The 12782-nt window shown below is 33.8% G+C and carries 19 protein-coding genes; 2 read left to right on the forward strand and 17 right to left on the reverse strand.

All coding sequences use genetic code 11. The features are described 5' to 3' along the window. Positions 1–230: 230 nt before the first annotated feature. Positions 231–908, forward strand: coding sequence for a DUF4197 family protein (locus JHL15_RS15365; protein ID WP_200247128.1), 678 nt, complete (start codon positions 231–233; stop codon positions 906–908). Between the two features lie 41 nt (positions 909–949). Further along, positions 950–1255, forward strand: a complete 306-nt coding sequence (locus tag JHL15_RS15370) for a DUF493 family protein (RefSeq protein WP_200247130.1) — start codon at positions 950–952, stop codon at positions 1253–1255. Positions 1256–1306: 51 nt separating this feature from the next. Here the strand turns inward: JHL15_RS15370 and JHL15_RS15375 are convergent, their stop codons facing one another. From JHL15_RS15375 to JHL15_RS15455, 17 genes are all read right to left on the reverse strand, one after another. After that, positions 1307–1657: an ArsC/Spx/MgsR family protein gene (locus tag JHL15_RS15375; RefSeq protein WP_200247131.1), complete on the reverse strand. Its 351-nt coding sequence runs from the start codon at positions 1655–1657 to the stop codon at positions 1307–1309. Between the two features lie 93 nt (positions 1658–1750). Next, positions 1751–2365 carry a deoxynucleoside kinase gene (locus tag JHL15_RS15380; RefSeq protein ID WP_200247133.1) on the reverse strand — a complete coding sequence of 205 codons (615 nt, stop codon included), beginning with the start codon at positions 2363–2365 and terminating at the stop codon, positions 1751–1753. 41 nt (positions 2366–2406) lie between these two features. After that, complete coding sequence (locus JHL15_RS15385) at positions 2407–3390, reverse strand: hypothetical protein (protein WP_200247135.1); 984 nt, start codon at positions 3388–3390, stop codon at positions 2407–2409. Positions 3391–3464: 74 nt separating this feature from the next. Continuing rightward, positions 3465–4487 carry a glutaminyl-peptide cyclotransferase gene (locus JHL15_RS15390; RefSeq protein WP_200247136.1) on the reverse strand — a complete coding sequence of 341 codons (1023 nt, stop codon included), beginning with the start codon at positions 4485–4487 and terminating at the stop codon, positions 3465–3467. Between the two features lie 35 nt (positions 4488–4522). Continuing rightward, positions 4523–4906, reverse strand: coding sequence for a VOC family protein (locus tag JHL15_RS15395; protein ID WP_200247138.1), 384 nt, complete (start codon positions 4904–4906; stop codon positions 4523–4525). A 58-nt stretch (positions 4907–4964) separates the two neighbouring features. After that, entirely contained in the window at positions 4965–5393 is a 429-nt protein-coding gene (locus JHL15_RS15400; protein ID WP_200247139.1) for an SRPBCC family protein, read from the reverse strand. 26 nt (positions 5394–5419) lie between these two features. Continuing rightward, positions 5420–7033 carry a Na+/H+ antiporter gene (locus tag JHL15_RS15405; protein ID WP_200247141.1) on the reverse strand — a complete coding sequence of 538 codons (1614 nt, stop codon included), beginning with the start codon at positions 7031–7033 and terminating at the stop codon, positions 5420–5422. A gap of 75 nt (positions 7034–7108) precedes the next feature. Next, entirely contained in the window at positions 7109–8113 is a 1005-nt protein-coding gene (locus tag JHL15_RS15410) for a bestrophin family protein (RefSeq protein WP_200247142.1), read from the reverse strand. Between the two features lie 18 nt (positions 8114–8131). Then, entirely contained in the window at positions 8132–8806 is a 675-nt protein-coding gene (locus JHL15_RS15415; protein ID WP_200247143.1) for a DUF2490 domain-containing protein, read from the reverse strand. Positions 8807–8838: 32 nt separating this feature from the next. Next, entirely contained in the window at positions 8839–9264 is a 426-nt protein-coding gene (locus tag JHL15_RS15420; RefSeq protein ID WP_200247144.1) for a nuclear transport factor 2-like protein, read from the reverse strand. After that, on the reverse strand, positions 9261–9611 hold the full coding sequence (locus JHL15_RS15425) for a hypothetical protein (protein ID WP_200247145.1): 351 nt from the start codon (positions 9609–9611) through the stop codon (positions 9261–9263). The genes JHL15_RS15420 and JHL15_RS15425 overlap by 4 nt, the downstream gene beginning before the upstream one ends. Before the next feature lie 25 nt (positions 9612–9636). Next, the gene (locus tag JHL15_RS15430) at positions 9637–10035 is read right to left on the reverse strand and encodes a DUF1398 domain-containing protein (protein ID WP_234047790.1); all 399 of its coding nucleotides are present in this window, start codon (positions 10033–10035) and stop codon (positions 9637–9639) included. A 164-nt stretch (positions 10036–10199) separates the two neighbouring features. Beyond that, on the reverse strand, positions 10200–10649 hold the full coding sequence (locus JHL15_RS15435; RefSeq protein ID WP_200247146.1) for a VOC family protein: 450 nt from the start codon (positions 10647–10649) through the stop codon (positions 10200–10202). 36 nt (positions 10650–10685) lie between these two features. Next, complete coding sequence (locus JHL15_RS15440) at positions 10686–11228, reverse strand: SRPBCC family protein (protein ID WP_200247147.1); 543 nt, start codon at positions 11226–11228, stop codon at positions 10686–10688. Between the two features lie 8 nt (positions 11229–11236). Continuing rightward, a complete protein-coding gene (locus JHL15_RS15445) occupies positions 11237–11608 on the reverse strand; it encodes a VOC family protein (RefSeq protein ID WP_200247148.1) in 372 nt (123 codons plus the stop codon). 57 nt (positions 11609–11665) lie between these two features. Beyond that, positions 11666–12136 carry a hypothetical protein gene (locus tag JHL15_RS15450; protein WP_200247149.1) on the reverse strand — a complete coding sequence of 157 codons (471 nt, stop codon included), beginning with the start codon at positions 12134–12136 and terminating at the stop codon, positions 11666–11668. A gap of 118 nt (positions 12137–12254) precedes the next feature. Further along, positions 12255–12710 (reverse strand): DUF1569 domain-containing protein, encoded by a 456-nt coding sequence (locus tag JHL15_RS15455; RefSeq protein WP_200247151.1) that lies wholly within the window; start codon positions 12708–12710, stop codon positions 12255–12257. Between the last annotated feature and the right edge of the window lie 72 nt (positions 12711–12782).

Below are 12782 nucleotides of genomic sequence, written 5' to 3' on the forward strand. Positions count from 1 at the left end.
ATAATTCTAAAATTAGCACGATACTTCATGCAGCATATGTGAAAAGTATATTTTTTAACGTATTATCACCAAAAATAAAATTAGTTTAACATTTAATTTACAATGAATATTACGATGTTTTTACAAGATAACTCCCCAAATCACTAACATTAATTTAATATTTTGTTAAACAGATTTTCCTGTTTACCTTTGGCGCAGTATTTGAAAATTACAACCATTAATAAAAATCAATGAAAAAATACATTTTAGCTATAGCTTTAATAACAGGAACTGCGGCGGTGATCACTACTTCTGTACAATCCTGCACGAGTCTTGCAACAAGTGACCTGGGATTATCTATTATCAAAAAGTTTTTATTGAACGGAATTGATAAGGGAATGAATGTTTATGGTAATAAAGATGCCTTCCTGCAAAATAATTTGGTTGATAAAGCGTTACCTAAAGAACTAAGAGATATCAACACCATGTTGGAAAAAATATCTCCTTCATTGGTTGCCAAGGAAAGAGAATATGTTGCAGAGGCGGCTTCTTATACGGTAAATATTTCAAAGCCCATCCTTCAGAATGCAGTCAATAGTTTGAATGCACAGGATGTAACAAGAATTATCCAGGGAGAAAAGGGAACAGCAACTTTAATTTTGAAAGAAAAAACATCTGATCAATTAGTGGCCGCTATTGCTCCAAAAGTAGATGAACAGTTAAACCGATATGGTATTGTTAAAACAATCAATACCGCTTTGGCTGGAAGTAATTTTCTGGGAAATCTGTTGGGCGGAAACAACAACACGGTTAACGCAGGAGGATTAAGTAAATTAGCTTCTGAACAATTGGTTAATGGATTGTTTAATATCATTGAAGATTACGAAGTAAAGAACTCTAAAGCGCTTTTGGGACCGCTTGGAAAATAGAAAAATTTTCGTTAAATTTATATATAATTTAAAATTGTTAGATGGATATCATTCAAGGAAATCAACACGCAAGCCCGGAAGAATTTTATAATTCTTTAAGGGAAAAACTGGAAGGTCATCATGACTTTCCTGAAGATTACTTATTTAAATTTATAATTCCTACAGATCAGGCAAAGCTTACAGAAATATATAAAGTTTTTGATGGTATTAAATTTACTCTTGGAAACAGGGAAAGTAAAAATGGAAAATATACAGCCTGTAATATCAATGCCTTTGTTTTAGATGCCGATCAGGTGGTAAAGATTTATAAAGAAGTTGGAAAGATAGAAGGAGTAATTCTTTTATAAAAAATAAAAAGTCAGCCTAAAGCTGACTTTTATTGTATATCGTATTTTCGTTTATTTCTCAATAAAAAATTTCACATTTTCGATAGGTCTTCCTAACATTGCGACTGAACCTTTTATCAAAATTGGCCTTTGTATCAAAGAAGGGTTTTTAGATAAAATTTCTACCCATTCTTCTTCTGAGTAATTCTTACTGGCAAACTTCTCAAGATATAGTTTTTCCGTCTTTCTGATCAGGTGAAAAACACTTTGATTTAATTTTTTCAATACTGTTTTTATCTCTAAAATACTTAGTGGGTCTTCTACAATATTGATGATCTCAAACGGCACACCATTCTCATCCAAATACTCTAAAACAGCATTTGATTTTGAACAACTTCCATTATGTAAAACCTTAACTAACATATTTAATTATATTAAAAAATTAAACTTGCTTCATAACAAATTTAGAAAGAAATGAAGTTACAAAAATCTTAAGAGATAATAAATAATTGTTAATTAAAACAAACCATTCAGTTCGACTTCAATTTTTTCCAGAATAAATCCGAAATCTTCGGGCTTTTCTACAAAATCTAAATCATCAACTTCAATAACGAGCAACTTCCCTTCTGTATAATTGGAAATCCACTTTTCATACTTTTGATTTAATTTTGAAAGATACTCAATGCTGATTGATGCTTCGTATTCTCTCCCTCTTTTGTAGATTTTTTTCACAAGATTAGGGACATCGGATTTTAGATAGATCAAGAGATCCGGAGCTGAAACAAAAGATTTCATCAAATTAAAAACATCTTGATAATTTTTAAAATCCCTGTCAGAAAGAAGATTCATATCATTTAAGTTTTCTGCAAAAATATGTGCATCCTCATAAATGGTACGATCCTGAATAATGTTTTTTCCACTTTCTCTTATTTCCTTTACCTGACGAAATCTGCTTCCTAAAAAGTAGATCTGCAAAGCAAAGCTCCACTTGCTCATGTCTGCATAAAAGTCTTCCAAGTAAGGATTATGATCCACATCTTCAAATTGTGCATCCCATCCATAATGCTTAGAAAGCATGGTAGTAAGTGTAGTTTTTCCTGCTCCGATATTTCCTGTAACCGCAATGTGCATATTCTATTTCCCCTTAAGTTTAATAATATCTATGAAAATAATTAAATACCAACAGTCTGAACTTCTGAAGTCTCTTCAATAAGCTTTTTTAGAGTATCTTCTGCAGGTTTCTCTACGTTTTGATCTTTGATAAACTTATCCTGAACCTTTTCTAATGATTTATCCTTTGGCTCAGTAGACTGTTCTACTGGCTTCTGTGCTGGTTCATCAATTTTTTTAGGTTCAGATTCAGGCTCAGCCTGCTGTTTGGCTTCTTTAATTTTTTCCAGGTTGTAAAGATAAAGGTTGTTCGCTTTGATTTCAAAATAAGAAAGTGTGTTTTTATCCACAATTTGTGCATCAGGATCTTCAAAAATTTTCACCAAACCTTTCTCAGGAATATATTTAAGAATTGAATTCTTGGTGATAGCTAAAATATATTCATTCTCTCTTCTGAAGCGTTTCCCATTTTCTACAGGAATTTCAATAAGTTTTTCAAATTTTAAGCTGTAAATCCTAAAGTGCTTTCGCGTTAAGATATACACTTTATTTTCATAAACCAAAAGATCAGTAAGATCATCGAAACTGGCGTCAAAAGGATAGGAATTTATCGTTGTATCATTCCTGAAATTATACTGAATAAGACGTTTGGAACTTTCATCCAACAACCATATTTGTTGAAGATCTTCTGCATACGCTATTTTTATAAATGCAAATTTCTGTTTAAAATCTATCCTTTGGATCTCATTAAGATTCTGATCAACAAATTTCAATTCCTGGGCATTTTCTGAAAATAACGGAACTGTTAGAGGGTTTTGAACACCTTGGATTTTGAAAGGAACAGTAAGCATCATTTTACCAATTTGCTTTCCCAGAGAATCATATTTGGTTAAACTAAAATCCTTGTTTTTGTAGATATAGAGGTTTCCATAATCATCGGCAAACAGGTCTTTTGCTTCTTTTAATTTTAAAGTATCCAATGCCACAGCTTTCTGCGCAGAAAATGAGCAGAAAATGAAAGCGAATATTAATAGTAATAATTTCAAAGTTCGTTTTACTAAGATAGCGTCCCGAAGGAACGCTACCAATTTAATACTTTATTTTAAAAGACAGTGCCTTGTTATTTAATGGCAACTTCATAAATTTTAGCCCAATTCTTACCTGTCACCAACATATTGTCTCCTTTAAAAGCGATTCCATTTAATACATCATCACTTCCTTTGGTATTTTGTTTCGCTATATCGGTAAAATCAAATGTTCCTACAACTTCTCCATTAGCTGGATTGATTTTAAGAATAATAGGTTTTTGCCAAACGTTTGCATAAATAAACCCATTATGATATTCAAGTTCATTCAGTTGATCATAAGCTTGAGCACTTCCTGCTACTGCAATATATCTAACCAGCTTTGATGGATCTTTTGGATCAAGGAAATACAATAATTTACTTCCATCTGAAGCAATAAGATTTTTCCCATCATAAGTAAGGCCCCATCCTTCTCCTAACACATTAGGATAAGCAAACTCGGACAAAAGCTTTAAAGAACTTTTATCATAGATATATCCTTTTTTACTTTGCCAGGTTAACTGATATACTTTATCACCAACAATGGTACTCCCTTCAGAAAAATCCTCCTGAGCCTGTTTTGTTGAAGCCAGAGGAGTTGTGGTACCCAAAGTATATTTTAGAATTTGTGAAGATCCGTTTTGCCCGTCACTTTCATAGATGGTATTTCCTTCTATCTGGAATCCCTGAACGAAATTGGCAGGATTATGTGGATATTCCGCAATTATTTGGTAGGAAATATTTTTTTCAGGATTTTTTGCGAACACATTAATGGTTGCATCCTGATTTAAAGTTTGACCTCCTTTAGTTTTGATGTTAAAAGTAACTGCATTATCTCCTAGTGTGAAAAATTTTGGATCTATAACTAAATTTGAGGTCTCCTTATCACCAAAACTGATGGTTACACTTGCCGCATTGTCTGAAACCTCTTTAGGAAGCTCCAGCTTATCACCGAAATGATACCCCTTACTTTCCATTGAATTGTTATAATCGTTTAAACTATTCAATACTTTTTTATCATTGTTACAAGACGCCAACATCAAGACCGCTGCAAAACCAACTATTATATTTTTTTTCATTGAATTTCTAAATATTTCCCCAAAAATAGCAAATTTTATTCCGTTGTACTAATTTCATTAGCGGGTTGACCAAATTGTAATATATACCCATTGTTATCATAAATAGCAAACTCCCGCATATCCCATTCAAAGGTTTCTATTTCATAGCAAATTTCTGCCTTATCCTGTAATTCTTCCCATAGGTCATCTACATGATCAACATTAAAATAAAATGAACCGGTAAACCCTATTCCATTAAATTTTTCATGCTCATTAGGTTTTGAAAGCATGAACTCTACATCATCTTTGCGAATCGTTGCCCACTCCCATTCATCATTTCTTTCAATTAAAATAAATCCCAGAGTATGAAGGTAAAAACCTATAGTTTCATCAAGATTTTGCGTCCAAAGTATAGGACGAAGAGAATTGTATTTTACCATAACTTTTAATTTATAAAATAAAAACGCAAAGACACTCAATTTATGTCTTTGCGTTTTATTATTTATTTTCTACATATGATTTCAGGCTTTGTCTGATGATAACATTCCAACCTTCTGTAAAATTTTCTTCCGAGAATCCTTCTCCCAGATCTTTGAAACGATCAACATATTCATGAGTCAGTTTAATGACCGTTCCCCCTTCTTTGGGATGAAGTTCCCAGGTAACAATAGTTTCAGCATCAGAAAACCCGGGATACGACCATGTATGCTTTAATTTTTCATTGATACGAAAGTCTAAAATATGTCCGTGATGATGATATTTTTTCTCATCTCCAGGTTCATAGAAATTAAACTGCTTTTCAGGTTCCAATTCAAAATCGGATATATCGAAATACCAGGATTTCATTTTTTCTTTATCAGTAAGTGCTTCCCAAACTTCATCAACTGATGCTTCTACTTTCTGTTCGACAATAATTGGACTGCTCATTTTACGTATTTTGTTTGTTATCAATTTTATCCGTGGGTAAATCCGGTAATTTTCGCTTCATCAAAATCCAGTTGCATTTCTATTGTGCGCATCACATGATCATCAAATATCTTTTCCCTTTTCATACGGTGAAGTTCATTTCGTTGTGCCTGAATCACTTGTCTTAAAACATCTTTATTCTCATTCATGGCCGACACATAATCTCCTGTAGAAGCCATACACTGGGCTTTATCTGCCATCATCATCATTTCGTTTTCCAGTTTATGTTTTTGATGACGGACCAAACTATTTTTTTCAGCCAATTCCGAGAAATCACTGTCTAATTTCTGTAAGGCTGTTTCTTTTAATTTCCTCATTAAAATCACTTCCTGTTTTTCCTCCGGTATTTCGCTTCCTGCATCGTCTATTTTTAATAGCTTAAGAATAGGAGATAGCAATAACCCCTGTCCTACCAATGTGATCAAAATAATGACAAAAGTTACGAATAAAATAATATTACGGTGTGGAAACGCATCACCATTTGGCAAAAATGCAGGAATAGATAATGCCGCCGCTAAAGAAACCACTCCTCTCATTGCTGCAAAACTTATAATAAAAGGTTCCCTCCAATCCGGTTTGGGGACTTTTAACCTTAGCTCTTTTGAGCATAGCCTTGGAAAATACATCAAAACGTAACTATAGATAATTCTAGTAAGAATAATTGCTCCTCCAATCACTACACTATATAAAATACCTTCTGAGATCGTATATTCACTCATTGCTGCTACCACTATAGGTAATTCAAGACCAATAAGTATGAAAATAATGGTATTCATCAAAAAGATCAATACACTCCATACATTACCTGATTGGATTCGTGAGGTATGACTAAGATAGCAATGCGAATTATACGACATCAATAATCCCCCTGCCACAACAGATAGAACTCCTGAAAAATGAAAATGCTCTGCCCCGACATACATGATATAAGGAACAATCAGTGTAATGATTGTATCAATATTAGAATTGGAAGGTATAATGCGAAGTAAAGCTCCGAAAAGGAAACCTACAGCAATTCCAATCGCAATTCCACCAACAGCCATCATGAAAAAGTCCTGAACAGCATCTCTGAAAATAAACTGTCCGGAAATGACAGCCGCCAATGCAAATTTGAAAACAATTAAACTCGACGCATCATTAATGAGACTTTCTCCCTCAAGGATACTGGTGATCTTTTTAGGGATCTTCATATTTCTCAATACTGAAGTTGCAGCGACTGCATCGGGAGGAGAATTCACGCCACCCAATAAGAAGCCCATTGCTACAGTAAGCCCTGGAATAATAGATGATGATAAATATGCCACCACTATTGAGGTGAGAAAAACCAATCCGAAGGCCATAGAAAAAATTTGTTTTCTCCATTTATGAAAATCCTGCCAGGAGGTAAACCATGCGGCTTCAAATAAAATAGGAGGAAGAAAAATAAGAAAAACCAAATCAGGTTCTATTTCAATATGAGGCATTCCCGGAATAAAACTTATCAATAGTCCTGCGATGACAAGAAAAATAGGATAAGCGACTTTGAGCTTCTGCCCGATCATTACCAATATCATCACAGACAACAACACTGCGATTGATATTATTACGTAATTGTGAATCATTTATTTATGATTTTATGTATTAATATTAAGTTAGAAATCTAAATAAATTTTCTTTGTCATTGTGTGTTTATTATTTTAAAGAACAATATTGTTCTTTGGGGTAATTGCTGGCGGAAGATCAGATTCATCCAGCATATCTCTCATATCAATCTCTATTGTACGACTGATCTGCGTGATAGGAACATCGTTTGCGCTTCCTTCAAAAGGATTTACAGATGCTTCCCCTACATTATCCAATGTATGAAAACACCAGGTTACCAAAAGTGAAAACGGAATATTAAACCATATGGTAATCCCTTGCAGCAAAGTCCCCTCTCCTAATTTATCAAATTCTTTCAGCAATCCAAAAGGCACAAAGATGATGAACAATAATAACAAATAAGTAGTAATAGAAGAGAAATTCCGGGGATAAGGAAAGTTCTTAATTCTCTCTGCTTTTCCCTGATCATCCGTAAACTTGACCAGCTGTTGATTCACTTGCGTCCATTGAAAATCATTGATTTCTCCTTTAGCATAAGCATCAGACAGCTGTTTACTTTGCTCGGCCATCAACTGAGTTGCTCTGTTTTTCTTGCTTAGAATATATTGAAGTTCGTTGTCAGAAAGATATTTTTTCAGTTCATCATCCAATTTGGAAAGCCTTTCCGGAATATCATACTTTTTTGAATACTCATCAAATTGTACCGTATTCATATTCTCCCATGTTCTGGGTTCTCTAAGCTGAAAACGTAGTGCTGTTAACCATGCATAATGACGCAGGAACATCTCTTTTACTTTAGCGGGGTCTTTTTCTGAAAGCGAATCTCTCAGAATATATCCAAAACTACGGCTATTATTAATGATAGAACCATAAATCTGTCTTGCTTCCCAAAGTCTGCTATAGCTGGCGTTATTTTTAAATCCAACAATAAATGCTACTGCTGTCCCCATAATAGCGATAGGTTGCCACGGAAACGAAACAAACGTTAATCCGAAATGATAAAGTGTAGTAGGAATCGCAGCCAAAATCGCAAGGACATAGATGCTTCTTCTTGTCCACATTATAAATTCGCGTGCTCCAAATCTTTTTCCTGAGTGCATAAGTGTTTTGTGTTTATTTTACTTTTTATTAAATGGTATATTATTATAAAAACCAATCTGGATTTGCCCGCGATTCTTGTTTTCCTGAATCTGATTCATATAACCGGCTTCGATCCTCAGATTTTTATTGATGACATATCCTAATGCTCCATATACCCTGTTTCTATCAAAGGTCGGGCTATTGAAGTTAAGGAATATCTCATTATAAACTGAAGCATAAAAGGTCTTCGGAAGCATTTCCTTGTTATTGATCGGAATATTAAGCCCCAGAAAATATCGGAATCTCATTCTGAAATCATCTTGCAGAAAACGCTCCTCCAATCGATAACGATGCTGAAGATAGATCCTTCCAAACTGCTGTTTAGTAATAAACTGCTGGAAAATCCTGTGTTCGATATTTTCCTTTTTCTCACCGTTTACATAAGGCTGACTCAAAACAAATCCATAACCTAATAAAACATTGTTATTATTTTCGGATAGGTCATATCCAATCCCTGTCCGTATCAGAAGTTGCTCCAGATCTCCTACTGCATCGAAATTACGATACTGGATCTCATTATGCCAGTTCCATTTTTTATTGATTTTATTATTTCCAAAATACATATACCAGGCTCCTAAGTCATTTTTCTGAGCAAATGAAAATGTTGTTGCTAAAATAAAAATGACTAAAGCCACCGACCTTACAATCTCCATATTAATCTTCTTCGTTTACTTGTTATTAGATTTTAATTTGCCTGACCAATTTCCAAAGTGTCAAACTTCCCTTCACTGTTGATATTAAATTTAAAAAATGTTTTAAAGTCCCCCCAGCTTTCCGTATGAAACTGCCCGTAAATTGTCTTTCCATCATTTTCAATCTTATCGATTGAGGTAAACTTTTCATGTCCACAGGCATCTTTGATGAACTTTTTAAAATCTCTTGGATTTCCGTCGTCATATAATTTAGCATCTCCGGTAAAGAAAGAAGTAAAAGTTTCTGCATCACCACTCTGCCAGGCATCAAAAGCTTTTTTAACCGTTTCGTTTAGCTTTGTTGTATCCATATTATTTTTTGTCTGTTGTTGAGTTTCAGTTAATTTTTTAGAATCATTTTTTTGTGCGCATGCTGAACACATTGAAAATATGATCAGCAAATAAGGGATTTTTCTCATGAGAATTTAAATGGATAATTTAAGAAAATAATAAGAAGATTCAAACCCATGAAAGGAAGTTCTATTAATGCCCCTTTTATATCTCCATGAAAAAGCTCAAGGCACATAATTAACAATATTGTTCCCGCCATCAAAAAATTTCCCCAGACGAAAGTCTGTGGAATTACAATCATTACCGCACTGACCAAGGTTACTATTCCTAAAATCATAATTGCGGTATTACTCATTCCTAATTTCCCTAGCATTTGTATCATTTCCAGCTTTCCGGAAATCATGGCTAAGCCTTGTTTAAAACCCATGTACACTGCTATAACAATCAATGCAATGGTTAGTATTTTTACAATCATAAAGTGTGTTTTTTATTATTACAATTTATTGAGAAGGAATATGTTCTACCAAAATATTATTCTTTTTATTGTCAAAATAAGTACAAGTCATCTCGTTTAAATCCATTTCCCAACCTCTAATTCCATTTTCGGCGCAATCCTTACAAAAAGTAAGGTAATCTGTTCCTCCTTGCTGATGCAGTTTCAATCTTGTTTTAAAAAGATCCAGATTTAAAGTTTCAGAAATAGACAAAGTATTGTATTTACTTCCCGTTTGAACCGACTGATTCTCCTTATCGAAATATTCTGTATTTCCATCGGAAACATAAGCCGTATAATGAGAAACTCCTTTTTCTTTAATTGCTTGAATATACTTGGGAAAATCGGCACCGCTTTTTACTTTTTGGTGCTCTGCTTTAATTTCATCGATCGTAAATTTCATCATGTATTTTTATTATTTTACTAAAATAAGAATTTCAAATTTTACTTTCTAGAAATCAATTCTATTTAAATTAAAAAAACCAGGAGTGCAAATGTATAATAAAATGAAAACCGACAGGATAGCCTGCCGGTTTTTTTTACCTATATTTCGTATACAAAATATGAATATTATGGATGAACCTGAGCTTTTGCAGGATCATCATAATTTACCATCCAATTGATTCCGAATTGATCCGTAAACATTCCAAAATATGCTCCCCAGAAAGTATCAGCCAAAGCCATAGTCACATGACCACCTGCTGATAATCCGTTGAATAATTTGGTAGCCTCATCTTTTGATTCTGCATTGATCGAAATTGACATATTATTTCCTGCTTTGAACTGAGAAGCCCACTCTTCACCGGTATCACTTCCCATCAATACTGTTTCCTTAGAAATAGGAAGAGATACATGCATAATTTTATCTTTGTCTGCTTCAGGGGTTTCTTTTCCTTCCATTGGAGGCATTTCTCCAAAAGTTCCTATGTAAGGATATTCACCGCCAAAAACCGATTTGTAAAAATCAAATGCTTCTCTGCAGTTTCCGTTGAATGTTAAATAAACGTTTACTGATGCCATATTTTTTTAAGTTTAGTTAGTTTAATTTGTACGTACTTAAGGTTTTTCAGAAAGCTCTTTCAATGCCGAAAGCCCTTTTTCATAATCTTTACCAATAGCACCCTCCATATTCATAAACAACTTCATAATGGTAAAAGGATATGGAATTTTTGAAGTGAATCCCCAGGTTACTTTAGTATTGTTTCCTTGTGGGATCACAATAACATAAGTATCAGCCTCACTTTCATAAGGAGTCAGAAATCGAATTGAAGTATCTATTCTCTTACCTACAGCATCTATTTTTTTAATTTCCTGGCATCCCTCACCTGCTTTCTTGTTCTTACTGCTCCAGCACATCTTTTCGCCTGGCTGTCCTTCAACTCCGGTCCAGTCTTTTTTCATTCCTGCATCCAGTTGGTTCCATGGGCTCCATCGATCCATTGCTTTCAGTGTATTGGTATTCTGCCATACTTTTTCAGCAGGTGCATTAATGCTAATAGATTTTTCATATTTGAAGTCCCCTGAAACTAAAGCCGCAACAGCAAGCCAGAGAATAAGTATTGCTGCCAATACGATCATTATCCCTTTTAAAATCTTCATATGAATTCTTATCTGTGTTGATCTATTAAAATCATATTTCCGTCCGGATCTTTAAGAAAAATATGCTCAGGTCCGGAAGTTGTTTCATCCGCTTCTTTTTCAAGTTGAATATTATTTTCCTTCAAATGCTTTTGAATGTCACGAACATCATCGAAAGATTCAAGGTTCTGGGCATTCTCGTCCCATCCAGGATTGAAAGTAAGCATGTTTCCATCAAACATGGCTTGAAATAAACCAATGAGCGTAGTTCCGTTTTTCATGATCAGGTAATTCTGCTCTATATTTCCTCCCATAGAACTGAAACCTAATTTCTCATAAAAATCTTTAGACTTCTGAAGGTCTTTTACACTCAAGCTGATTGAAAATACTCCTAATTTCATATTTATTTTTTTATTTAAAGCTGATTTACACCTACCAAACAATTCTCCTTGTGTATACTATTGATTGGTTAAGCGTGTTTTAAGGTCAAGACTTCCATCATAACTTTTCCAGTTGCCTATCAACTCAATATATTGTCCTTCTATTTTTTCATTGGTTTTATTCCACTTAAAAGTATATACAAATTTACCTTTGAAAAGACCGGAATGCTTGCCTTTATTCTCTTCTGCCAATTCATATTCGCCATAAACCGTTCCTTTTCTCTTAGTATCCTTATACTTGGTAATGATCAGGTTACCTTCAAATTTTGTGTAATTTTTATCTACAAGAGAATACCCTGAAACAAAATATTCCTGATCGTTCTTCCTGTTTTGCTCAGAAATATTAATCTTCAGTTTTATGGCCTCCCTATTACTTCCAATGGTACCTGTATACCCTTTGCTGTTATTGAGCCAGACACTGGATATATTAGGCATTTGAGAGAAGACACAATTAGAGATGAGAATAAGGAGTAATAAAAGTTTTTTCATATTGTTTTTTGATTTTAATTGAATATTACAATAGCAATTTCAATAGGGCAGATTTTGTAAACTATTATTGGGATCAGTTTACTAATCAAGCTTTTTAAGTATAAGCCTATTTTCAGAGTTATACTCCAAATTGAGCAAGGTGGTGATTCAAATGCTTTGCAAACATATTGCTCCACTCATGAGATTTTAATTTCCCAAAAGAAAAAGATTCTTTTCCGTCGAAAGCTTCCGCTCCCAATTGTTGAGTTTTTTGAATAAATCCTATTAACCGTTTCTTTTCTTCTTCGAAATCTCTTCTTCCTACAACCATAAATTGTGGTGCTGTAGGAGAATCTCTTGGATAAGCTTTTTCACTTACCACTTTAGGCTTTACAAAATTCTTCAAAATGAATTTTGCGATTGTGCCCGGCTTTTTATGCTTCTCAGGTTCATATACCATTTCGTAAGAAACGCAACAGTGAGCCAACATCTGATCCACCATCATTTTCCCCCAAATACCGTGAGTATCTTCAATAAGATTATTTATTCTATTGATATAATTCTGAGCAACTTTTGCATCAAATACGTTTTCCATTGTCTGTTTAATTGTTCGAAAAACAAAGATATCAGTTTTTTCTCATGATTTTATAACCTTTTGAAAAAACCG

The organism is Chryseobacterium paridis, assembly GCF_016595215.1.
Lineage (GTDB): Bacteria > Bacteroidota > Bacteroidia > Flavobacteriales > Weeksellaceae > Chryseobacterium > Chryseobacterium paridis.

What these genes read in the sequence shown, in the direction of transcription:
- JHL15_RS15365 (WP_200247128.1), top strand. Translation starts at nt 231, where the DNA reads ATGAAAAAATACATTTTAGCTATAGCTTTAATAACAGGAACTGCGGCG.
- JHL15_RS15370 (WP_200247130.1), top strand. Translation starts at nt 950, where the DNA reads ATGGATATCATTCAAGGAAATCAACACGCAAGCCCGGAAGAATTTTAT.
- JHL15_RS15375 (WP_200247131.1), bottom strand. Translation starts at nt 1,657, where the DNA reads ATGTTAGTTAAGGTTTTACATAATGGAAGTTGTTCAAAATCAAATGCT.
- JHL15_RS15380 (WP_200247133.1), bottom strand. Translation starts at nt 2,365, where the DNA reads ATGCACATTGCGGTTACAGGAAATATCGGAGCAGGAAAAACTACACTT.
- JHL15_RS15390 (WP_200247136.1), bottom strand. Translation starts at nt 4,487, where the DNA reads ATGAAAAAAAATATAATAGTTGGTTTTGCAGCGGTCTTGATGTTGGCG.
- JHL15_RS15395 (WP_200247138.1), bottom strand. Translation starts at nt 4,906, where the DNA reads ATGGTAAAATACAATTCTCTTCGTCCTATACTTTGGACGCAAAATCTT.
- JHL15_RS15400 (WP_200247139.1), bottom strand. Translation starts at nt 5,393, where the DNA reads ATGAGCAGTCCAATTATTGTCGAACAGAAAGTAGAAGCATCAGTTGAT.
- JHL15_RS15405 (WP_200247141.1), bottom strand. Translation starts at nt 7,033, where the DNA reads ATGATTCACAATTACGTAATAATATCAATCGCAGTGTTGTTGTCTGTG.
- JHL15_RS15410 (WP_200247142.1), bottom strand. Translation starts at nt 8,113, where the DNA reads ATGCACTCAGGAAAAAGATTTGGAGCACGCGAATTTATAATGTGGACA.
- JHL15_RS15415 (WP_200247143.1), bottom strand. Translation starts at nt 8,806, where the DNA reads ATGGAGATTGTAAGGTCGGTGGCTTTAGTCATTTTTATTTTAGCAACA.
- JHL15_RS15420 (WP_200247144.1), bottom strand. Translation starts at nt 9,264, where the DNA reads ATGAGAAAAATCCCTTATTTGCTGATCATATTTTCAATGTGTTCAGCA.
- JHL15_RS15425 (WP_200247145.1), bottom strand. Translation starts at nt 9,611, where the DNA reads ATGATTGTAAAAATACTAACCATTGCATTGATTGTTATAGCAGTGTAC.
- JHL15_RS15430 (WP_234047790.1), bottom strand. Translation starts at nt 10,035, where the DNA reads ATGATGAAATTTACGATCGATGAAATTAAAGCAGAGCACCAAAAAGTA.
- JHL15_RS15435 (WP_200247146.1), bottom strand. Translation starts at nt 10,649, where the DNA reads ATGGCATCAGTAAACGTTTATTTAACATTCAACGGAAACTGCAGAGAA.
- JHL15_RS15440 (WP_200247147.1), bottom strand. Translation starts at nt 11,228, where the DNA reads ATGAAGATTTTAAAAGGGATAATGATCGTATTGGCAGCAATACTTATT.
- JHL15_RS15445 (WP_200247148.1), bottom strand. Translation starts at nt 11,608, where the DNA reads ATGAAATTAGGAGTATTTTCAATCAGCTTGAGTGTAAAAGACCTTCAG.
- JHL15_RS15450 (WP_200247149.1), bottom strand. Translation starts at nt 12,136, where the DNA reads ATGAAAAAACTTTTATTACTCCTTATTCTCATCTCTAATTGTGTCTTC.
- JHL15_RS15455 (WP_200247151.1), bottom strand. Translation starts at nt 12,710, where the DNA reads ATGGAAAACGTATTTGATGCAAAAGTTGCTCAGAATTATATCAATAGA.